The organism is Methylosinus sp. sav-2 (assembly GCF_004366495.1).
Classification (GTDB): domain Bacteria; phylum Pseudomonadota; class Alphaproteobacteria; order Rhizobiales; family Beijerinckiaceae; genus Methylosinus.
Genome location: NZ_SOEJ01000021.1, coordinates 25,645 through 46,033, shown reverse-complemented (window position 1 = coordinate 46,033; position 20,389 = coordinate 25,645). Strand labels below are relative to the sequence as shown.

General features: G+C 63.2%; 17 protein-coding genes and 4 pseudogenes. 11 read left to right on the top strand and 10 right to left on the bottom strand.

Annotated elements, in window-relative coordinates; all coding sequences use genetic code 11:
- The 4 genes from EDE12_RS20200 to EDE12_RS20190 all read left to right on the top strand — a co-directional run.
- The coding region (locus EDE12_RS20200) for a LysR substrate-binding domain-containing protein (protein WP_245511947.1) at positions 1-521 on the top strand (521 nt) is incomplete at its 5' end.
- A 372-nt stretch (positions 522-893) separates the two neighbouring features.
- Positions 894-1,838, top strand: coding sequence for a TonB-dependent receptor plug domain-containing protein (locus tag EDE12_RS22390; protein WP_245275742.1), 945 nt, complete (start codon positions 894-896; stop codon positions 1,836-1,838).
- Entirely contained in the window at positions 1,790-3,052 is a 1,263-nt protein-coding gene (locus tag EDE12_RS22385; RefSeq protein ID WP_348630688.1) for a TonB-dependent receptor, read from the top strand. The genes EDE12_RS22390 and EDE12_RS22385 overlap by 49 nt, the downstream gene beginning before the upstream one ends.
- A 2-nt stretch (positions 3,053-3,054) precedes the next feature.
- Positions 3,055-3,924, top strand: a complete 870-nt coding sequence (locus EDE12_RS20190) for a substrate-binding domain-containing protein (protein WP_024881635.1) — start codon at positions 3,055-3,057, stop codon at positions 3,922-3,924.
- A gap of 398 nt (positions 3,925-4,322) precedes the next feature.
- On the opposite strand, the pseudogene EDE12_RS20180 reads toward EDE12_RS20190, so the two are convergent.
- Positions 4,323-4,439, bottom strand: a pseudogene (locus EDE12_RS20180) (IS110 family transposase); the annotation flags it as partial.
- 355 nt (positions 4,440-4,794) lie between these two features.
- Between EDE12_RS20180 and EDE12_RS20175 the strand changes: the two are divergent.
- Positions 4,795-6,175 (top strand): annotated as a pseudogene (locus EDE12_RS20175) (IS1182 family transposase).
- Between the two features lie 159 nt (positions 6,176-6,334).
- Here the strand turns inward: EDE12_RS20175 and EDE12_RS20170 are convergent.
- Both EDE12_RS20170 and EDE12_RS20165 read right to left on the bottom strand, forming a co-directional pair.
- On the bottom strand, positions 6,335-6,979 hold the full coding sequence (locus tag EDE12_RS20170; RefSeq protein WP_024881633.1) for an NADPH-dependent F420 reductase: 645 nt from the start codon (positions 6,977-6,979) through the stop codon (positions 6,335-6,337).
- Positions 6,980-7,089: 110 nt separating this feature from the next.
- Complete coding sequence (locus EDE12_RS20165; RefSeq protein WP_245275736.1) at positions 7,090-7,569, bottom strand: Rrf2 family transcriptional regulator; 480 nt, start codon at positions 7,567-7,569, stop codon at positions 7,090-7,092.
- A 167-nt stretch (positions 7,570-7,736) separates the two neighbouring features.
- Here EDE12_RS20165 and EDE12_RS20160 point away from each other — a divergent pair, with 167 nt between their 5' ends.
- Both EDE12_RS20160 and EDE12_RS20155 read left to right on the top strand, forming a co-directional pair.
- Positions 7,737-8,642: a LysR family transcriptional regulator gene (locus EDE12_RS20160; RefSeq protein WP_026598318.1), complete on the top strand. Its 906-nt coding sequence runs from the start codon at positions 7,737-7,739 to the stop codon at positions 8,640-8,642.
- 121 nt (positions 8,643-8,763) lie between these two features.
- The gene (locus EDE12_RS20155) at positions 8,764-9,630 is read left to right on the top strand and encodes a pirin family protein (RefSeq protein ID WP_026598319.1); all 867 of its coding nucleotides are present in this window, start codon (positions 8,764-8,766) and stop codon (positions 9,628-9,630) included.
- A gap of 161 nt (positions 9,631-9,791) precedes the next feature.
- Here the strand turns inward: EDE12_RS20155 and EDE12_RS20150 are convergent, their stop codons facing one another.
- From EDE12_RS20150 to EDE12_RS20135, 4 genes are all read right to left on the bottom strand, one after another.
- Entirely contained in the window at positions 9,792-11,507 is a 1,716-nt protein-coding gene (locus EDE12_RS20150) for an ISL3 family transposase (protein ID WP_026598320.1), read from the bottom strand.
- A gap of 272 nt (positions 11,508-11,779) precedes the next feature.
- A complete protein-coding gene (locus tag EDE12_RS20145) occupies positions 11,780-13,255 on the bottom strand; it encodes a HAMP domain-containing sensor histidine kinase (protein ID WP_026598321.1) in 1,476 nt (491 codons plus the stop codon).
- On the bottom strand, positions 13,252-13,926 hold the full coding sequence (locus tag EDE12_RS20140; RefSeq protein ID WP_024881627.1) for a response regulator transcription factor: 675 nt from the start codon (positions 13,924-13,926) through the stop codon (positions 13,252-13,254). The genes EDE12_RS20145 and EDE12_RS20140 overlap by 4 nt, the downstream gene beginning before the upstream one ends.
- 90 nt (positions 13,927-14,016) lie before the next feature.
- On the bottom strand, positions 14,017-14,400 hold the full coding sequence (locus tag EDE12_RS20135; RefSeq protein WP_024881626.1) for a hypothetical protein: 384 nt from the start codon (positions 14,398-14,400) through the stop codon (positions 14,017-14,019).
- Between the two features lie 295 nt (positions 14,401-14,695).
- Here EDE12_RS20135 and EDE12_RS20130 point away from each other — a divergent pair, with 295 nt between their 5' ends.
- From EDE12_RS20130 to EDE12_RS20125, 3 genes and pseudogenes are all read left to right on the top strand, one after another.
- The gene (locus EDE12_RS20130; RefSeq protein WP_083967348.1) at positions 14,696-15,520 is read left to right on the top strand and encodes an outer membrane beta-barrel protein; all 825 of its coding nucleotides are present in this window, start codon (positions 14,696-14,698) and stop codon (positions 15,518-15,520) included.
- 24 nt (positions 15,521-15,544) lie between these two features.
- Positions 15,545-16,048, top strand: a pseudogene (locus tag EDE12_RS22555) (hypothetical protein); the annotation flags it as partial.
- A complete protein-coding gene (locus tag EDE12_RS20125; RefSeq protein WP_245511946.1) occupies positions 16,024-17,100 on the top strand; it encodes an IS91 family transposase in 1,077 nt (358 codons plus the stop codon). The pseudogene EDE12_RS22555 and the gene EDE12_RS20125, both read left to right, overlap by 25 nt.
- 284 nt (positions 17,101-17,384) lie before the next feature.
- Here the strand turns inward: EDE12_RS20125 and EDE12_RS22550 are convergent, their stop codons facing one another.
- Positions 17,385-17,678: a hypothetical protein gene (locus tag EDE12_RS22550; protein WP_134188268.1), complete on the bottom strand. Its 294-nt coding sequence runs from the start codon at positions 17,676-17,678 to the stop codon at positions 17,385-17,387.
- Between the two features lie 142 nt (positions 17,679-17,820).
- On the opposite strand from EDE12_RS22550, the pseudogene EDE12_RS22545 reads away from it, so the two are divergent.
- Positions 17,821-17,942: pseudogene (locus EDE12_RS22545) on the top strand (transposase); the annotation flags it as partial.
- Between the two features lie 149 nt (positions 17,943-18,091).
- On the opposite strand, the gene EDE12_RS20110 reads toward EDE12_RS22545, so the two are convergent.
- Both EDE12_RS20110 and mbnF read right to left on the bottom strand, forming a co-directional pair.
- Entirely contained in the window at positions 18,092-18,739 is a 648-nt protein-coding gene (locus EDE12_RS20110) for a TauD/TfdA family dioxygenase (protein WP_024881622.1), read from the bottom strand.
- Positions 18,736-20,388 (bottom strand): methanobactin biosynthesis FAD monooxygenase MbnF, encoded by a 1,653-nt coding sequence (gene mbnF, locus EDE12_RS20105; RefSeq protein ID WP_051592406.1) that lies wholly within the window; start codon positions 20,386-20,388, stop codon positions 18,736-18,738. The genes EDE12_RS20110 and mbnF overlap by 4 nt, the downstream gene beginning before the upstream one ends.
- Position 20,389: the final 1 nt, after the last annotated feature.

Here is a 20,389-nt window from a genome sequence, read left to right as displayed (position 1 = left end):
CGGTGATCGACGGACGCGCGAGCTTCGGCATCGCGGGACCCTTGCCCATGCTGCCTGGCGGGCTCGTCGCCGAGCGCCTGACCCACGTGCGCTTGATAATGGTCGCCGCAGCGAACCACCCGTTGGCCGCTTGGAGCGGCGTCATTCCGAAGGAGGAGCTGGCCCGGCACGTCCAGCTGGTCCTGACCGATCGCTCCGCCTTGACGGCCGGGCGTGAGTTTGGAGTCATTGCGCTGACCACCTGGCGCCTCGCAGATCTATTCGCGAAGCACGCCTTTCTTTTGAACGGACTGGGCTGGGGCGGAATGCCTCGTCATACCGTCCAATCCGATTTCGACGCCGGCCGGCTGGTCGAGCTTGCGATCGAGGACATACCTTCTGGCGGGCTCGCCTTACCCATGTCCGTCGTCTATCGGGCGTCCGACCCGCCGGGACCGGCGGGCCGCTGGATGATCGAGCGTCTCGCGGCCTGTCCGGTGGGGATGGGTGGCAAGGGCGCGATCGACCCCGTGTGCCGTTGAGCAAATGCGCTCGCTCAAACGTGAAGAAGGCGCCCCGGTGGGACGGCGCAAGCGGTCCCGCAAATGGCATATGCCTTGAGAGTGGCGATGCGCCTGCGGCGAATAGTCTTCCCGCTCGCGCCGTAGCCAGCCGGTCACCGCGCCGGAAAAGCGGAGCCGGGCCGCCTCGGCTCACGAGAGCCGATGCTCAATATTTCGGCGGAGTGCATTATTTATGTAATTGAAATACATAATGCGTCGACTTCAGATGCGCCGGACGCCGGTCGAGATTCCCCGCCACCGGATCGGCGACGATTTGGAGCGAACGCAATGGGCCAAAGAGCCGGCATTTCTATCGAAGGCCCCCGCAGACGCGCTCGACGCGTGACGCCTATGCTCTTTGCGCAGAAACAGAGACAATTCGGCGCGCTCGGCATTTCCGCGCTCGGCGTGAGTCTCGCGGCGCTTTCGATCTCGGCGGTTCGAGCGCAGAACGCGCCGACCGAGCTCCCGACCGTCGATGTCGCCGCGACCGGCGCGCCGACCAGCGCCGCGACCGTCGAAGGCGGCTATCGAGTCAAAAACGCCTATGTCGGGCCGTTCGGCGACAGGGCCCTGGTCGATACACCGCTTTCGATCACCGTCGTTCCGCTCGATCTCATGAAGAACCAGCAATTGCTCAGCCTGCGCGAAGCCTTTCGGCTCATTCCCTCGGTGCAGGGCGAAAATATCCGTCCGCAGACGCGCGGGATGCAGGCGGGAGTGGTGCAGAACACGCGCGTCGACGGGCTGAATATCGCGGCGACGACCGATTATCCGCTGGAGCAATTCGAGCGCATCGAAGTGCTGAACGGCTTGTCGAGCGCGATCTATGGTCCGTCCAATCCGGCAGGCACATTCAACTACATCCTCAAGCGGCCGACAGAGGCGCCGTTGCGCGAATTCAATTTTTCCTATCTGTCGCAAAGCGCCTGGCTCGGCCACGCCGATCTCGGCGGCTTTCTCGACCCCGAACGCCGATTCGGCTACAGACTGAATCTGCTAGAGCAGAATGGCGATACGTATGTCGACGGCAGCCAGTCGAAGCGCCAACTGGCGAGTCTCGCCTTCGACATTCATGCGACGCCGAGCACCGTGCTCGAAACCAATGCGAGCTTCTACAATTTCGTGACGAAAAACCTGCCGGGCACATTCACGCTCGGCCGCAACGCCACGATTTTTCCGGCTGCGCCCGATCCTTCCCGGCAGGGCTATGGGCAGACCTTTGGGGCGACGACAATCAGACGGCGATCTTCAGCGGCAGGCTGCGTCATGATTTCGATCAGGACTGGCGTCTGACATTGGGCCTCTTGCGCCAATCCAACGATCGCGCCTCGACTGTTCCGACCAATACGCTGACCGACAATTTTGGAAATTATACGACGACGGCCGCGACGACCACATTTTCCTTGGACACGGTGCTCAGCAATCAGGCCGCCCTGAACGGGCGCTTCTTCACTGGACCTGTCTCTCATGATGTCGTCTTCGCCAATAATGGCTTCATCTGGGACCGCTATCGCCCCTATGTGCTGGGCGCCGTCACGCTCGGCAGCGCCAATCTCGCCAATCCGGCGCTGTTTGCCGCCCGTTCTTTTCCCGATTTCAAGAATCGCTTTCTTTCGGTCGAAACATTTCAGCAATCGCTCACCGTCGGCGACGTCATTGGCTTCGGCGAACATTGGGGCGCGCAATTCGCTCTTTCACAGAGCTGGATCAACGCGCGAAACCTGAACAGCGCCGGCGTGACGACCAGCGCTTATGACACGAGCGGCGTGAGTCCGACGGCGAGCCTGTTGTTCAAGCCGATGCGCAATCAGACCGCCTATCTGACCTATTCGGAAAACCTGCAGCAGGGCGACACGGCGCCGAACGGCGTCGCCAACGCCGGGGCCGTTCTCGCTCCCTTCCGCGCCAAGCAATGGGAGCTCGGCTATAAGATCGATCTCGACCGGATCGATCTGCGAGCGGCTCTGTTTCAGATCGAGCGACCCTACGCCTACACGGTCAACAATGTCTATGGCGTCAACGGCAAGCAGATCAATCGCGGCGTCGAGCTGACCGCCTCGGGAAAGGCGACCGACGACCTCACCATTTTCGCCGGTCTCTCCTTGCTCGATCCGAGGCTCTACGACACCGGCTCGGCGCTGACGAACAACAAGCAGATCCTCGGCCTGTCCCATGTCGTATTCAACATTCTCATGGATTATCAGATCCCGTTCGCGCCCGGCCTCGCCGCGAACGCCAACATCAATTTCGCCAGCGACAGGCCCGGCAATTACGCGAACACGACCTTCGTCGACGGCTACACCGTCGCCGACCTCGGTCTACGTTACAGCGCGCGTCTGCTGGATCGCGCTGTGACATGGCGCCTCAACGTCTACAATGTCGCCAATGCGCATTATTGGGCCAATGTCACGCCGACCGGCCAGAACGGCTACAACAGTACGGACTTCGGCTCGGGCACACTCGGCGCGCCACGCACGCTGCGTCTTTCCATGCAGATGGAGCTCTGATCATGTCGATCTCACGAGTCCGGCGCATCGTCGCATTGTCACTCTTTCTTTCTCCGTTCCCGCCATGCGTGGCGGAGGAGGCTCCTGGCGGGCCTCCGCTTCACATTCATGCGGCGGGCAGCCTCGGCGGCGCCCTGCGCGCGATTGTCGCGCGCTACCAACAGGAGACGGGCGAGACGATCACCATGGTTTTCGGCCCTTCGGGCCTGCTGCGCGAGGGCATAGAAAAGGGGAATGAGGCCGGTCTCTTCCTTTCCGCGGATCGGCAGCATCCCGAGCGGCTCGCTGCCGAGGGAAAGGCTGCGCCGCCGGTCATTTTCGTCCGCAACACGCTCTGCGCCACGGCGCGCGCCGATCATGCGCTGACGACCGACCGGCTTCTCGACCACATGCTTGATCCCGCGACAAAGATCGGCACGTCGACTCCCAAAGCCGATCCCGGCGGCGATTACGCCATGGCTCTGTTCGCCAGGGCCGAGAAGGCGCATAAGGGCGCAGAGCAAATCCTGCGAGCGAAAGCGAGAGCCCTCGTGGGTGGAGCCCCGCCGGAGCCATCGGCAATGCAGCCGAATGCGCGAGCCGGACAAAGCGCCCCCGCGCCGACAAAGAAGTTTCTGCTCGATGGAACGGTCGATCTCTTCATCGGTTATTGCAGCCGGCGGGAGACGCATCCCGATCCAGATCTCGTCAGCGTGCCGGCGCCGGAGGCGCTCGCCATGCGCGCCGATTACGCCCTGGCGCTATTGCGCGACAAAGCGCCCGAGCAGCAGGCCGCGGCGGCCCGTTTTGCTCTGTATCTAATGACGCCGCGCGCGCAGGCGATCTTCGCCGATTACAATTTCATCCCCATCGCCGCGCCCTCGGAGCCTTGAAATTGACGGGCTCTCGAAACTGGAAACGACAGCTTCCGGTTCAAGGACAGCTCGGCGAAGGCGGACAAACCTGCAAAGGAGAAGACCAAAACCTGACGACCGACTGACTCGCAAGCCATCTTCAACCCGGGTCATGTATGGATGACCCCGTTCACGCAAGTGGTCTTTGATCGGCGCCGGCGTACGATCGGGTGCGGTCATGTATCAGGCCTTTACTTGCGGCCGGATGCAGACCGCTGGCCGGTATGGAGAAGCGCGGACCTAGTGCAGATCAGTTCTGCGAGCTTTGAAGCTCGATGACTCGCATGCTTTTCCAGGCCCGCCCTGACCGATCGCTTTGCCCTTACCGTTCACTGACCTCCTCGCACGCCGACGTGCCCGGACCGGATCGTTGCCGATCAGGCCGGAACGGGGTCTGCTTGTCTGTAATCCTCTTTCCTGGTCAGCATGGCCCAGACCGCCTGCGCCTTCTTGTTGGCCAACGCGATCGCCACCAGTTTGCGTGGCTTGCGCGCCTGTCATTCGGCGCGCCACGTTGACCCCCAATCGGCGTGGAGGCCACAAGAATATATAGGAACAGGCAACGGCTTGGTCTTGTGCCCCCTTGCCGATTGGGGGTCAAGGCGTCGAGCCGATTCACACATCACGGCGTAGCGGCGCAGCGCTTCCAGCCGAGCATCGGCGAGGCCGTTGGCGCGCTTGCCACCGAAGAGCCAGCCCAGCACGACACGGACGAACGCCGCCCTTCCGGCCGAAGCGGGAAGGACGGCGCCGCGTCTGCAATGCGCCGATTGTGTTGAAAAACTCTGGCGTTGCCGGGCGCCGGGGCTCGTGATTCACTTCCTCTGCTGATTTGCGGAGGATGTGGCGATGATGGGGACTCAGGCAGCAACCGCCCGGTTTTTCTACGATTTCTGCCTCGATGACCATGTGCCGAAGGACCATCAGTTACGCGGAATCGACCGGCATCTCGATCTCGACGGCATTCGCACCGCGCTGAAGCCGTTTTACAGCAGCACCGGTCGTCCTTCGGTGGATCCGGAGCTGATGATCCGCATGCTTCTTGTCGGCTACTGCCTGGGCATTCGTTCGGAACGCCGCCTGTGCGAGGAAGTGCATCTCAATCTCGCCTATCGCTGGTTCTGCCGCCTCGGGCTGGACGGCAAGGTCCCGGACCATTCGACTTTCTCCAAGAACCGGCACGGTCGCTTTCGCGAGAGCGACATTTTGCGCCAGCTCTTCGAATCTATCGTCGAGCGTTGCATGGCCGAAGGCCTTGTCAGTGCCGGCGGCTTCGCCGTCGATGCAAGTCTGATCGCTGCCGACGCCAACAAGCAACGCTCCGTTCCGAGCAGCGAATGGGACCCCGCCGAAATCAAAGATGACGCGTGCCGCGCGGCGCGCGAATATCTTGCGACGCTCGATGACGCCGCATTCGGAGCTGCTTCGCCCGTGACGCCGAAGTTCATCGCGCGATCGGACCCCGCGGCGCAATGGACCGGCGCGCATAAGGGCCACGCCTTCTTCGCGTACGCGACCAATTATTTGATCGATACGGATCACGGAGTAATCGTGGACGTCGAAGCGACGCGCGCCATCCGACAGGCCGAGGTCGGCGCTTTCGAGAACGATGGTAGAGCGCACGGAGGAGCGCTTCGGGCTGAAGCCGGGTTATCTTGTCGCCGACACTGCATACGGTTCGGCAGACAATCTCGCCTGGCTCGTCAAACACAAGCGGATTACGCCCTACATTCCCGTTTTCGACAAGTCGACGCGAACCGGCGGCACGTTCTCGCGTTCGGACTTCGCGTTCGACGCCGAGGCCGACTGCTATATCTGTCCGGCGGGTAAAAAGCTGGTCCAGTTCCGGCGCACCTACGCGACGCCGCGAACCGGAGTTGCGGCAGACGGCACGCGCCGCTACCGCGCTAGCAAAAAGGATTGCGACGTTTGCGAACTCAAAGCGCAGTGCTGCCCCAACGCCGTGGCGCGGAAGGTTCCACGCGATCTGCACGAAGATTCCTGCGACGTTGCGCGAGCGCTCGTTGGGACACCTGAATATGAAACGGCCTGTCAGAGGCGGAAGAAGGTCGAAATGCTGTTTGCTCATCTCAAGCGCATATTGCGCCTTGGGCGCTTGCGGTTACGCGGACCGTGCGGCGCCAAAGACGAGTTCCTGCTCGCCGCGACCGCACAGAACTTGAGAAGGCTCGCTCGACTGAGGCCGCCGACCATGCCGATGGCGGCATAAGCCGCCCACGATGGCGGCCCATGCCGCCATCCCGCCGAGGATCGCTTGCCCAAATCTTGAAAAACGCCTCGAACGGAGGTCGCCGATGCCGTGTCGCCGAGTTTTTCAACGAAATCCGCCCAGGCCTGCCGCTCCGGCCGGAACGGCGGGAGTGGGGATTTAGATGCGCACGAGATTGTGCATGGCGAGCACGCCGAACGGCAGGGAAGCCAGCCGACCACCGACATCCAGCGAGCCGAGATCGATCGCCAGGAAACCGATCGTCTCCAGGATGCCCCGAACCTGTGTCTTGGCGTCGGCATCGTCACCCGAATAGAACAGCACGCGCTGGCCACCGGCGGCTTCCGGCTCGGACAGGACGTTGACGTCGAGATGGTTGAACGCCTTCACCACGCGCGCGCCGGGAACCAGCTTCGCGACCAGGGCGCTCGAATGGATATCGCCCAGATCGACGGCCTTGATGCCATAGGCGGCCAGCGGATTGGTGGGATCGCTCGCTTCAGCCGAGCCGGGTTCGAGGAACAGGACCGGGTTGGTGCCGTCGATCACGATGCGGTTGTTCCAGGCGGGCAGGCCGCCGAGCACGTCCTCCAGCGCGACCCAGGGTATCGCCAGCACGACGATGTCGGCGCTTGCCGCCTCGGCCACCGTGCTAGCCGTGATCGTCTCGCCCAGTTCTGCGACCAGCGCCGTGAGCGAATCCGGACCGCGCTTGTTGGCGATGATAGCCGGGATGCCCTTCTTGGCGAGGGCGCGGGCGACGTTGGAACCGAGTGCGCCCGATCCGATGATACCGATAGTCATGTCATGTCTCCTGAGGAAATGGGGCATGCGAAAGGGGACGGCAGCGCCCCATGGGCTGGCCGTAACCGAAAGCTGAAAGTGTAAGGGTCGCGCCAGCTTCTACTGGCAGATCAGCCCCATTTGAGCGGGACTGCGAACTTGCCGAGGCGGGCGACGTCGGCGGCGATGTCGGCGATCGTCACCCCGGCCAGCTCCGCCTCCATGGCGGTGCGGGCGCGGTCGAGCACCGGGCGGATCGCTTCCTGGATATTCCCGCCCACCGCGCAGCCGCCCAGCGGCGGCATGCGGTGCAGCGTGAACAGCGTGGTATCCTCCACCGCTGCATAGACATCGAGCAGGCGGATCCGGGATGCCGGCTTCGCCAGCAAGGCTCCCCCGCCGGCGCCCAGTTGCGAGGTGGTAAGCCCCGCCTGATGCAACCGGGACAGCAACCCCCGGATGACGACCGCGCTGGTATTGGCCGACGCCGCCAGATCCTCGGATCGCAGCGGCGCGCCGTCGCCCACCGCCATGGCAGCAAGCGCGTGGACGGCAACGACGAAGCGGGAACTGGTTGGCACGCGACCGACCCTTTCGATGGTGTGTAACATTCACAATTACCGTTTTACTGGGCAAGACGGCGTCTTCGGCTTCGGTTCTGCGGAAATCGAAGCGCCGCCGCTCCCTGCCGAAACCCAGATCGCACGCTTGCGGCGGCCGCGGCAGCCTCTATTATTCGATCGAAACCATCGAATTTCCCGATGGTGGGAGTGTGCCGATGATCGACGCCATTTCGCTGGGCCAGTTGCGCACGTTCATCGCGGTGGTGAACGAAGGCAGCTTCTCCTCGGCGGCACGCGCGCTGCGGCGTACCCAGTCCGCGGTCAGCGAATCGATCGCCAATCTTGAAGCGCAATTGTCGGTGGCGCTGTTCGATCGCACCGGCCGCTACCCGCGGTTGACGCCGGAAGGCGCGGCGCTGATCGCCGACGCGCGCGCGGTGGCGACTGCGCTCGACAAGCTGCGCGCTCGCGCCAAGGGCATGGCGGGGGGACTGGAGCCCGAACTGATCGCTGTGATCGACGTGTTCGTGCCGATCGATGTCGTGGCGGATGTGGCCGAGCAATTCGGCGCCGAGTTTCCCTCCACGCCACTGCGGCTTTATGTTGAGGCATTGGGCTCGGCGGTGCAGCCGGTGCTCGAAGGCAGGGCGGGCTTTGCTCTGGTGGGTTCGTTGCCCGTGCTTCCGCCTGATGTCACCGCCGAACGCATCGCCGACGTCAAGCTGCTGATGGTCGCGGCGGCGACCCATCCGCTCAGCCTGCATCGCGGCGTGATCCCGCCGGAGGAACTGGCGCGGCACACGCAACTCGTCCTCACCGATCGATCCAGCCTGTCCGACGGCCAGCAATTCGGGGTGATGGCGCCATCGACATGGCGGCTGGCCGATCTCGCCGCCAAGCACGCGTTCCTGCTGCGCGGTCTCGGTTGGGGCGGGATGCCGGATCACACCGTTAGGCAGGATCTGGAGGAAGGCCGGCTGGTCGAACTGTCGATCCAGAATATTCCGCCTGGCGGCGCCTCGCTGCCCATGTCGGCGATCTATCGCGCCGCGGACCCGCCGGGGCCAGCGGGACGGTGGATGATCGAGCGCCTGAAGCGTTGCACCCAGAACGCCGAATAGTGCGGCGATGCCCCATCGGGTACTCCGATGGCGGCAATCGATTATCAGAGGCTTCTACGATGGCGTTCGCTGCGGCATTTCTTGCGCATCGCTCCCGAGGCGCAATGAAAGGAATGCAGCCATGAACGCACCCGCCGCGATCTCCACGCACCGCCGTGTCCGCTACAAGACGTCGGGCCAGGGCCACCGCCCGATCATCCGCTTGATGAGCCCCGGTGATCTCGGCCAGATGCTGAAGCCGTTCGTGTTCCTCGACCTGTTCTCGCCCGAGGCCGCATCGATCGGCGACATGCCGATCCACCCGCATTCGGGCATCGCCACCGTCACCGTGCTGACCGAAGGCGACCTGCATTTCGACGATCCCGTCGCGGGCTCTGGCTCGATCGGCTATGGCGGTGTCGAATGGATGCGCGCCGGTGGCGGCGTGTGGCACGGCAAGGAAATGTCGAAGGGCAGTTCGCCGCAGATCAAGGGCTTTCAGCTGTGGCTGGCGCTGCCGCCCGAACTGGAAAACGCGGCGGTCGACAGCCAGTATATCGAGGCGCAGGACATGCCGGTGGTCGGCCCGGCAACGGTGATCCTGGGCGAACTTGACGGCGCCGTCAGCCCGGTGCGGGCGCCGGCCGGGATCAACTATCTGCTGGTGACGCTCGCGCCCGGCGAACGCTGGACCTACACGCCCCCGGCCGATCACGACGTGGCGTGGCTGGCGATCAGCCACGGCGCGCTGGTGGGCGACGTGGTCGTCCATACCGGCGAACTGGCGCTGCTCGAGGGTGTAGGGGCGATCCCGCTCCAGGCATCGGCCGAAGGCGCCCGCTTCGTTGTGGCATCCGCTATCGAGCACCCGCACGTTCTGGTGACCGGCTATTATTCGGTCCACACCAACAAGGCGGCGCTGATCCAGGGCGAGGCGCGGATCGCGGCGCTGCGCGAGCGGCTGCCGGCACAGCGCGGCTCCGGCCCGACGCCGGTGTTCCGCGGCTGATCCGCTCGCTTTCATAGATTGCCGGTCGATGGGAGCATCCGCACGCCCGTGTGGATGCTCTTTTCGTTTGTACCCGGGGCAGTTGTTCCGGCCGGGAATAAATGAAACAATGCCGGGCCCATAGCTGATGGGTCGTCTTATCGCGGTTTCCGGGCTCTGCTTCACTCTCGGTGCAAATTAGAATCCTGCAAAGGCGGCATCCGCGCACCAAGGAGTTCGATGCTCGCGCGTCCGTACATGGAGCGCTTGAGCGTTTTCAACCGATTGATCTGCCGTTCTGTCTGTCCGTTGCTCCATGGCCCCACCACGGCATTTTGCACGGCGTCGATGTCTTGTCGCAGAGTCTTCGAAAAACGGCGCATGGCGTAAACGCTGCAAGAAGTCGCGTCCCATATCCACTCGTCCAACTTTTCCAGCGAGCCGCCACGAAATAAGCCGCGAAATCGCATCGCGAACTGGCGCATCACCGCGAAGTCCATCGACTCCGCCGTTAGCGCATCGACAATGCAGATTTGCCGCGGCGTCATTTGTCCCCGCGGCTTGACGCAAAGCGCGGCTGCGGTCAGCGGAGAAATACGGCGACCATTCATTGGATCGATTGCGGGCGCCTTCGCGCACGCGTTGAAGTCTGACGCCGCCGATTTTGACGGTGATGAAACGAAAGGCGCTTCGGCGACGACGTCGAGCGATCCGTCGGGATCTCTCCATGCCGCGAGAAAGCGCGCCAGATTGCTGTAGGAGCCCGCGTATCCCTGTTGCTTGATTTCTTCGAACAGCTGGCGGACGGACCTGCACGCTTCGGCCCAGCGCCGCGCCAGAAATGCCTCGAAACGGGCGGGCGTGCTCGCCGTGGGCGCCATGACGTTGCGCTCCGGCAAAACAAGAAAGCGCGTCCAACGCTCCACTCGCCGGCGCCCAAGCCCCAATTCCCTCGCGATCGCGGTGATTGTCTTGCCAGCCTCGAACAGAACTTTGATTTCTTCGAACCTGGCCTCGCGAGCGGCGCGCGCCGCTCGCTGTGTAGAGCGCCGATGCCTCTCGCCGTCGGAAACGGTGCGAGAGCCATTCTTGGCATTTGGCCCCGTCGAACCATTCGCGTCAACCTCGCTTGCTCTTTTCAGCGGCGGTCCAGGGTGGATCAAATGCCTTTCGACCGCCTCACGGAAATTTTGCAGGAGGTGAAAGCGATCGGCGACCTGCCGTGCTTGCGGGGCTCCTTCGTGCGCGCCCTCGGCATAGAGCCCGGCGCGATCGCGGCTTATGATCTCGATAGTGGGATGTTCCCTGAGCCACGCGGCGGTCGACGCCGCGGAGCGATCAGGAAGAACGTCGACGACCAGTCGCCGCTCGAGATCAACCATCACCGTTCCGTAGTTCGTGCCTTTCTTCCATGCCCAATCGTCGACGCCGACGACTTTGACATGGGCAGGCGCAGCGCCCGCGCGTGCGCTTCGCTTAATCTCTCTCAAAATCGTGGTGTGACCGACCCGCATGCCGAGGCGGCCCATCAGCCTTTCGGATGGCCGTCCGCCGACGCTATGCCCGAATAGGCGAACAACTCCCGCAAGGCGAGTTGTTTGTCGCGCGAACGGGGCTGCGGGCCCTGGAATGCGTTCGGCGAAGATGCGCCGGTCGCAATTTTGATTGCGGCATCGCCAGCGCGTCAAGCGAACTCGAACGTCGATTGGCGTCCCCTGCGCGGGAAGATCGCGGAGCTTTCGATGATAGGAACTATGCCGCGAATTCGATTGCACCCCGCATGCTGGGCATATTGCATGCGCGTCGGCGGTCAGAGAGACCGCCCATTCCGCCTCCAAACGCTCGACTGTCAGAATCTGCAAATTTGGCGCAGGAGCCCAGCGAGTTGATGTTTTCATTCCGAAAGATGCGACATCTCAAGCCAAACCGCAACAATCCGCTAATTTGCACCGAGAGTGAAGCAGAGCCCAGTTAAGAGCAACGTGACAGGCTGGACACCAACCCCGTTACGCCGCTCTCCTCACGCCGTCATCACCCACTTTCCGGCATAGCTCCTCGCACGGCATCGACTGGTTTCCTGATGTTTCGCGGCCACCAAGAATGCGGCCGTGTCGAGAGTCGTATCTAAATGAGGGATCCTCGTCAGGTTGTCTCGAGCGCAGTGCGGAGCTCAACTGGTTCGCGCGACGCAACTGGATTTGATGGCAGGCTTCTTAGCTTCCGCCAGAGGCAACTGCAGCCGGATATGTGTGCCTATCCACGCGCCGTCGAGGATTTCGATGGCGCCGCCGTGCAGGCGCGTAATCTCGAGAGCGAGGCTCAGGCCCAGACCTGCACCGCTCGAGCGCGGGCGTAGTCGATAGAACGGATCGAACACGCGTTCGCGCTCGTCGAGAGGGATTCCAGGTCCCTCGTCGTGGACTTCCACTCCGCCTGTTTCGTCGACCACGACAGTGATGCAGCCCGAGCCGCCGCCGTGCTCAATGGCGTTGCGCAAAAGATTGGCCACGGCGCGCTCGATCTGCTGCGGCCGGACGCAGACCGGCGCTTTGCCGTCGGACGGTTCGAACGAGAACTCATACCCGGCCTCCAGCACCAGCGGCGCGAAATCGGCGGCGAGCATCCTCGCCAGATCGACCAGATCGACCACGTCGCGCGGGCCGGTAGAATGATCGAGCACCTGACGATCGAGCAATTGCTGCGCTAGATGCGACAGCCGCTCGATATCCTTCAGCAGGCGCCGGCTTTCCGGATCCTCGCGCAGCAATTCAGCGCGTGTGCGCAATATGGCGATCGGAGTGCGCAGTTCATGTGCAGCGTCCGTGAGGAAGCGATTGCGCTTCTCATAGCCTTCGCCGAGGCGGGCGAGCGCACGGTTGAATGCCTGCACCAGCGACGCGATCTCCTGCGGCACGTCCTCGGTCCGCAGTTGCACGGCACGATTGTCGATGTCGATGGCGCCGGCTTCCTCGGCGGTGGCGACAAGCCCGGCGAGCGAACGGCGCACGACCGCCGGCGTTGTCAGCAGCGTCGTGAAACCCATGACAGTGACGATCGGTAGCAGCGCGACGAGCGTGACGATGACCAGGATCGGCCCGACGCGCAGCCAGTTGGTGCTGCCATCAGCGTTACGGGCGAGATCGATATGCAGGTCGACATTGATCTCGACGCCCGTATTTTCGTCACGTGAGGCGATAGTAGACGCCAGCACGCCTACTCGCCCCGCGGGCGAATCCAGATTGGCGTAGGAAGCGGCAGGGTGCGGGCATTCCGGCTCGAAGGTCAAGGTTGCACGATCGACTTGTCTGAGCAGCTCGTCGCCGCCGCTAACATAGGCGGCAGGGACATTGCCTCGCCTGAGCTCCTGGCTCTTTTCGTCTCGCACCACGAACCAAAGGCCGGGGAAGCTTTTGCGGAAGCTCTCGAGCTCAAACGTGTCGCGCAAAATGAGCCGACCATCGCCGTCTCGGCCCAAGGCGCCCGCCACCAGCTGCGTAGCCACCTCGTTATCGACAGCAAGACGCGGCTGCGCGATGAAAAACACCAGAGTGAGCAGGCCGAGGAAGACGAGCAGCGTGGCTGCCTGCAGCAGGATGAGCCTGCGCACCAGCACCCATTGCAACGAATATGGATTGGACTTTTTCATGAGGTGGCGCGCAGGAGATAGCCGAGATTGCGGATCGCCCTGATCTCGACGCCGGCGCGGGCCTCGTCGAGCTTGCGGCGAAGCCGTGAAAGATGAGAATCCAGCGCATTGGAGCCGATCTCGTCATCCATGGCGTAGACCGATTCCTCCAGCGTCGCGCGTAGCACCGCCCTGCCTGGGCGGCGAACCAGCGCCTCCAAGGCCAGTTGCTCGCGGCGAAGCAGTTCCAGTGGTTTGTCGCCGACCAGCGCCTCGCGGTGGTGAAAATCATAGGTGAGGCGGCCTATCACGATCGTCTCGGAACGCAGGTTTGCTGGCCGGCGCTTCAAGGCGCGGAGCCGCGCCATCAGCTCCTCGACGGCGAAGGGTTTGGTCAAATAGTCATCTGCGCCGCCATCGAGGCCAGCGACACGGTCGTCCAGGCCGCCGAGCGCCGTCAGCATCAAGATCGGCGCATCGACATGGCTGGCCCTCAGCTTTGGGATCAAATCGAGCCCCTCGCCGTCGGGCAGGCGGCGGTCGAGAACGAGCGCGTCATAGAGACCGAAGGCGGCGGCCGCCTCGGCGTCGGCGATCGTCGCCACATGGTCGACGATGATATGGCGGCGACCCAGCGCCGATTTCAGCACGGAAGCCATCTCCGGCTCGTCTTCGAGCAGCAGAATGCGCATTGTATCCCTCACGTCTCGTCACGCGCAGGCGCCGCCCGTAGCGGATATCCGAGGCTGCCTTGCGGCGATTTTCCGACAGGCTCGAACGCCTCACTCACATTCGAGCCTCGGCTTGCGAAAGCTCGTCACATACCAATCCTTGCCCCCGCCGCGTGCGTAAAATGTGTAGAAACATTCCCGCTCCTGGACATAACCCGGTGTCACCGTTTCTTCGTAGCGCGCGCCGCGCCAAGTATTCTTGATCTCACCGCTGGTCGAGCCGGCCACTACATCGGTTGAAACCTTGCGCCATTGATATGCGCGCTCGTCACGGCCGAGTTCGAGCACGGTGGAGGGTGGGCCGTAATCGATGATGACATCTTCGACCGGCCTGCCGACATAATTCTTCATGATGTCGGAAGCGCAGCCGACAAGAAGGGTTGTCGAGGCGAGCGCGGCGGCCGCGTATGCAGCGCGAATGGTATCGGAAGACATGGCGGATCCCGTTTAGCGTCACTGCCCGGCTGCTGGCGGTTGGCAGCGCGTTGGCGTGTTATTCGGCGAGCAGATTGCGGCCTTGCTCAGACGAGGCGATGTCGCCTGTCGCTATGCGACAGAAGTGTGCGTCCCCAGCCCCTTTGCAGGCGGGCGCAGACAAGGCAAAAAGCGGGGATGGCGGAACAGAAAAGATTGCGCATGACGATCCTCGAGCGAACGGGAGAAAAATAATGTCTGCATTAAAAATCTATCTGACAAGAGATTTTATTATGCAATCGACGCTGTCGCTGCAATGTTCATGCAATCTAGCAAGCATAGACTTCATTTAGCGGTCAGACCGCACATGCCTGGAAGGTCCGTTACGCATACCTACTCTCATCTTCTCCACCGAGAACAGCAGATGACATGTAAACACCGCTTCACCGCCCTGGTCCTGATTTTCTGCACGACGGCCGCCGACGCCGCTGATTTGCCGCGCAGCTACTTCGTCCCTCCCCCGCCTGTTTTCGTTCCCCCGCCGCCTGTCTTTCTGTTCGAAGGCTTCTATGTCGGCGCACAGATCGGCTATGCGCGGACTGCGACCCGCCTGCGGAATGTGTTTGTCCCGACCGGAGCGACGCTCACGTCGAGGACCATTCACGGCGACAGTTTAATCGGTGGCCTACACGCAGGCTATGATTGGCACAGCGGTCCGCTTGTGTTCGGCCTCATCGGGGATATCAATTTCGCGAACGCCCGCAGCTCGGCGGAGACGGTCTTCGGCGACAGCGTCGTGGACAGGGTCGGCCTACAGGGGTCGATGCGTGGCCGCGTCGGCTATGCCTTCGATCGCATTCTCTTCTATGCAACAGGCGGATTGTTCCTCGCGGATGTCTCGAGACATTACTACTCGGGCGCCTTTGCGGCTCATCGCAACGATATTGTCGTCGGCCCTACGCTGGGCCTCGGCGTTGAATATGCGTTAGACGACCGATGGCGCGCCAAGATCGAATATCGCGTCGATGGTCTACCGACGCAACGCGAATATTTCACGCCGATTTCACCCGGCGTGAAGTTGAGGCGCGAGTCCGGCGAGGGAGAAATCAAGCTCGGCTTGAGCTATCGCTTCGGCAATTGATCTGTAAAGCACGCATGTGAAAGCATGCGCCTCGAGGGCATGTCGGGCTCCTCCATTCGGGTCATGGCGCATCGGGGCATGAAGTCGTTCCGCTTTTTCATTGAAACGGCGGACGACTCGGCTTCTGTTTCGATACGTTTCCGACACAAAAACCGCGTCCACGTCGGCTGGCGCCGCTCTACATGCACGTCGAAGTGGATGCGAAGAAACGCTCGGCGTCTGGACTCGTGTGGCATGGGCGAGCAGGGCTGTTCAACGCTCTATACTTTGTCTGATGAATTGATGTTATTTTTCGCTTTTCATGCCTGGAAGTGTCTGAATCTATGGGGAGCAACCCGAATCAGAGGTTGCCCCATGACGACGATCGATCTCGCATCCTGCCTTGCCGCCATCCCGGATCGGCGGCGCGCCGATATTTTTCGCCGCTACGGCGCTGTGTTTCGCGCGGCGCAAGGCGCCCGGCTGTCGCTCGACCAACGCCGCGCGATGGCGGCCATCGAGACGTGCCGGACGGCGGCGCTCGGTGGGCATGTCGAGCGGTGCGAGGACTGCGGCGAGGTTCGCGTCTCGTACAACAGTTGTCGCAAAGGCATTGCCCCAATTGCCAAGGGCTCGCGCGCGCGCAGTGGCTCGTCGATCGTCGCGCCGAGCTCCTGCCGGTTCCCTATTTCCACGTCGTCTTCACCGTGCCGGCGCCGATCGCTGCGATCGCTCTTCAGAACAAGGCGCTCGTCTACGATATTCTGTTCAAGGCGGCGTCCGAGACGATCCGCGTCATCGGCGCCGATCCGAGACATCTCGGCGCCGAGACCGGCATGATCGCCATCCTGCACACTTGGGGGCAGACTCTCACGCATCATCCGCATGTCCTTTGCATCGTGCCGGGCGGCGGCCTCGGGCCGGATGGAGGCTGGGTCGCTTGCCGGCCCGGCTTCTTTCTGCCCGTGCATGTTCTGTCCCGGTTTTATCGTCGCTTGTTTCTCGAGCGCCTGACAGCAGCATCCGACGCCGGCGATCTGACGTTCTTCGGCGATCTCTCGGCGCTGCGAGAGCCGGCTGCGTTCGCGCGATATCTCGCCCCGTCGTACGACATCGAATGGGTCGTCTACGCCAAGCGCCCGTTCGGCGGCGCGCGACAGGTCCTTGAGTATCTCGGCCGCTACACGCATCGTGTCGCTATCGCCAATGGACGGCTGCTGGCGTGCGACGACGGCGCCGTGCGCTTTCGGTGGAAAGATTATCGCGCCAGCAACAAGTCCAAGGCAATGACCCTCGACGCCGGCGAGTTCATGCGCCGCTTCCTCATGCACGTCCTGCCCAAGGGCTTTCGGCGCATTCGTCATTTCGGCTTTCTCGCCAACGCTCGCCGCGCACAGAAGCTCGCGAAAATCCGCGCCGCTCTCGATATTGCCGAACCGCCGCTGGGCGCCGAGCCCGCCGATTATCGCGAGCGCTACGCCACGCTCACCGGCAAGCGCATCGACATCTGCCCCTGCTGCGGCGGCCGCATGGTTGATCTCGGCCCTCTGCCGCGTCCTTCGAAGCCGCGCCACTCGACGCAAAGATGCGACACCTCATGAGGCCGATGGATCACCGCTCGTCCGTATCCGCGAACTTCGACGGACGCATTCCCGCGCCGAACGGGAGCGATCGCCGCGGCGCGCGTTTCGATGCCGCCATCCAGAGATCGCGAGCGCTCGCGTCACCGCAAATCGCGCGTAACTCCGGCGTTATCGACTGTCGTTCCCCTTTCGGCAGCTCGTTGCTCGATCCTCGCGGCGCCTCAAACCTCCGATGGCGCCGTCCAAATCCGGCCCGGCGCATCAGCCTGACGGGCGACTACCTCTGGACCGAGCCGGATATCTCAGGCGACGGCTTCCGACCCCTCAACCTTATCGACGAAGCAGCATAATCGCGGGTGTTCACGCTCTGTCCAAGTTACCGTACAAAAAATCACAAACCTTGAGCTGACCTCCTTTTCGGCGAGGTCGACGAGTTCGTTCGGTGTTCCGCAGCCTTTCAGGGCGCGCATCAGCACACCGAAATTGCGCATCGCGGCGCGGCCGACGCCGAAATTCAGCCACGCGCGAGTGGCGCAGACAGCGTCGCGCGACGCTCCGTTGTCGTACCAGCGCAAATAGTCTGAACCGCGGTTCATGCACACGCCGACACACGAACTCGTGCGGGCCCACGCCGTTCTCCTTACGCGCCGTCGCGTAGCTGATCGCCAACCGGCGGGGACGTTGATGGAAACGACGGCCTTCCATTTCGCGCCGATCGTCGAGCGCATGAGCGCGCTGATGAAGCGGTCTGGCCGCCTGTTCATGGCGAGACTTGGGCGCCGGCGCTCGATCCCGGCCGCGGCCGGACGAAGACGGGCTATCTCTGGGCCGTTCTGCGCGACGACCGCGGGCACGGCGGCGCCCGGCGAAGAGATGATTCTTACGCCCGAGGTGCAATCACCCGTTCATTCTGTCCGTGTTGGAGACGAAGTCGCGGTTCATTCGCGGCGGGACCCTTCGGCGCGGAATCGACGCCAGACCACGTGAAGCGCCGACCTTCGCAATCGTCTCAGTCGCCGATCCAACGGCGCAGCAGGCGCCGCCGGTCGCCGGCAAGCTCTCCGCGACCATGCAACATACGCCTGTTGTCGATGATCAACACGCTTCCCGGGCGTAACGCGATGGCGACGCCGTGTTCCCCGGGAAAGTCGCCGAGCGCCGCGAGCACACGGCAGGCAGCCGGCGAAAGCGACTCCTCGACAATCAGCCAGGGCGCATAATTGACGCGCCAGCCGCCATGTCGATCGCCCGAAAGAAGCGGCAGACTCCCGGCTCCATGCGCGCCCTCGATCGCCGGAAACCGCACCGCGACGCGATTTAAGGCGTTGATTTCCGCCGGCGTCGCGCCGTCGAAAACATGCTTCGTGTCCTTGAGAAGCATTTCGCCGCCAATATCCTGCTGCACGAGGCATAGCCAAACGACGTAGCGGGCGAAGGGCGAGTCGGTATGATAGGCAAGAGGTGCCTCCCGTTTGAAATAACTCGTCGCTCCCGCCTCGACTCGAATTTCGCATTCGTGGATGATCGGCCCGAGCTTGTTGCAGATGTCGTCGTAATCCGCGTCGTCCACGCGATCGGGCGCGAAGAAATAACCGTGGTCGCGGATCTTTTCCCGGATCGCGTCGAGGGACGCCAGCGAAGCGGCCGCCGGAATCATCGCCGATGCTCCGCGGCGAGCGCCTTTGGAGTCGCGCCGATGGCGCCGACGGGGAGACAGCAAATGCGCGCCAGAACATTTTCGAGGACGCGCGACGGGTCCTCGTCCTCGCTCGGCGAGCGCCAGGCGATATACCCGTCCGGTCGCGCCAATAATGCGCCGTCCGCGCCGAGCCCGACCTTATCGAGAAATGTTGCGGACGGGTCGTCGACATCGACGTCCAGGCGGAAACAGTCGAGCGGCGCGCCTCCCTCCGCCGAGCGTCGCGCGGCCTCTATCCACGCGCCGCCGCGCGGACCCGCGAACAGCACGAAGTCACGCCCAATGAGATCATGTGTGGAGACGCTCAGGCCGTTTCGGCGCAGCTCGACATGCGGCAGGCGCGTACCGGGCGAGCCCGACGGCTGCAGCGGGTGTTCCGTCGCCGCGCCGTCGTCCGTCGCATCGGAGACGATGGCGGCGGAGCGATAGCGATAGCCGAGCGCGGCGCTCAGATAGTCCGTTTCATGCGCGCGTACTCTGATCTCGTCCCGATCAGGTTGCAGGCGTTCCACATAATTGGCGAGCTGGCGGGACAGGGCGATATGGGCGACGGGAAGGCGCTCCGCCTGATAGGTGTCGAGAAGCGCCGGCCCTGCGTCGCCCTTCAGCACATAGGCGAGCTTCCAGGCGATGTCGGCGGCGTCCTGAAGCGCGGTCTGACCGCCGAGCCCGCCGACGGGTGGCATGAGGTGGGCGGCGTCTCCGGCGAGAAAGACGCGACCCTGCGCCATGCGCGACGCGATTAGCGCCGATTTTCGCCAAAACAGAATATCGATCACTTTCACGTCAATGTCTCCGGCGCCCAGAGCGGCCCTGACGAGCGCCGCGCAGCGCGCCGCATCGAATTCGTCGGGCGACTCCGCCGCGGGATCGAAAGCGATGTTGAGCTGCCCACGATTGGGATCGTCGCAGCTGACGAAGACTCCCGTGAACACCGCATTGCGCAGATAGCAAAGCACGAAACCGGCGCCGGGAAGAATCGTCGCCAGATCGGCTTCGAACAGAATAGACACGGAGTGCGAGATGACGCCGCGACCCCGCATCTCGATCCCGAGTTGCTCCCGCGTCGTGCCATTCGCGCCGTCCGCCGCGATCATATAGTCGGCGCGCACCTCGATGTCGTCCTCGGCAGCCACGTCGTGGAGACGCGCGGTGACGCCGTCCCGATCCTGAACGAATTGCGTGAGCATCGTCGAAAACCGCACATCGGCGCCGAGCGCTCTCGCATGCTCGAGAAAAATGGGCTCGACCCGATCCTGCCCCGCCGTGCAGACCTGCGCCGGCGAAACGTTGGGGCCGTCGAAATCGCTTTTGGCGATGAGCGTTCGGATTTTCGGTCCCGTGACCGTTGCCGCGATATAAGCGAGAGCGTCGTTCGCCGCCGCGCGGGACGCGCCGAAGAGATCTTTTTCCAGGCCCGGAACGACGCGCAGCAGCTCCATGCTGCGCCGATTGATGCCATGTGCCTTGGGATGGCGGGAGGCGGCCTCGTGGCGCTCCGCCACGAGGCAGGAGATTCCGCGCCACGCCAAGAGCATTGCCGCCGTCAGCCCCGCGTAGCCGCCTCCGCGAATGAGAACTTGTGTGCGAATGCGTTCGACGCTCATT

Excerpts from the sequence above, each read along its gene's own strand:
- EDE12_RS22390 (WP_245275742.1), top strand. The coding sequence starts at position 894 with ATGCTCTTTGCGCAGAAACAGAGACAATTCGGCGCGCTCGGCATTTCC.
- EDE12_RS20160 (WP_026598318.1), top strand. The coding sequence starts at position 7,737 with ATGATCGACGCCATTTCGCTGGGCCAGTTGCGCACGTTCATCGCGGTG.
- EDE12_RS20140 (WP_024881627.1), bottom strand. The coding sequence starts at position 13,926 with ATGCGCATTCTGCTGCTCGAAGACGAGCCGGAGATGGCTTCCGTGCTG.
- EDE12_RS20190 (WP_024881635.1), top strand. The coding sequence starts at position 3,055 with ATGTCGATCTCACGAGTCCGGCGCATCGTCGCATTGTCACTCTTTCTT.
- EDE12_RS20170 (WP_024881633.1), bottom strand. The coding sequence starts at position 6,979 with ATGACTATCGGTATCATCGGATCGGGCGCACTCGGTTCCAACGTCGCC.
- EDE12_RS20150 (WP_026598320.1), bottom strand. The coding sequence starts at position 11,507 with ATGAAAACATCAACTCGCTGGGCTCCTGCGCCAAATTTGCAGATTCTG.
- EDE12_RS20155 (WP_026598319.1), top strand. The coding sequence starts at position 8,764 with ATGAACGCACCCGCCGCGATCTCCACGCACCGCCGTGTCCGCTACAAG.
- EDE12_RS20135 (WP_024881626.1), bottom strand. The coding sequence starts at position 14,400 with ATGTCTTCCGATACCATTCGCGCTGCATACGCGGCCGCCGCGCTCGCC.
- EDE12_RS22550 (WP_134188268.1), bottom strand. The coding sequence starts at position 17,678 with ATGAACCGCGGTTCAGACTATTTGCGCTGGTACGACAACGGAGCGTCG.
- EDE12_RS20165 (WP_245275736.1), bottom strand. The coding sequence starts at position 7,569 with ATGTTACACACCATCGAAAGGGTCGGTCGCGTGCCAACCAGTTCCCGC.
- mbnF (WP_051592406.1), bottom strand. The coding sequence starts at position 20,388 with ATGAGCGTCGAACGCATTCGCACACAAGTTCTCATTCGCGGAGGCGGC.
- EDE12_RS20110 (WP_024881622.1), bottom strand. The coding sequence starts at position 18,739 with ATGATTCCGGCGGCCGCTTCGCTGGCGTCCCTCGACGCGATCCGGGAA.
- EDE12_RS20145 (WP_026598321.1), bottom strand. The coding sequence starts at position 13,255 with ATGAAAAAGTCCAATCCATATTCGTTGCAATGGGTGCTGGTGCGCAGG.
- EDE12_RS20130 (WP_083967348.1), top strand. The coding sequence starts at position 14,696 with ATGTTCATGCAATCTAGCAAGCATAGACTTCATTTAGCGGTCAGACCG.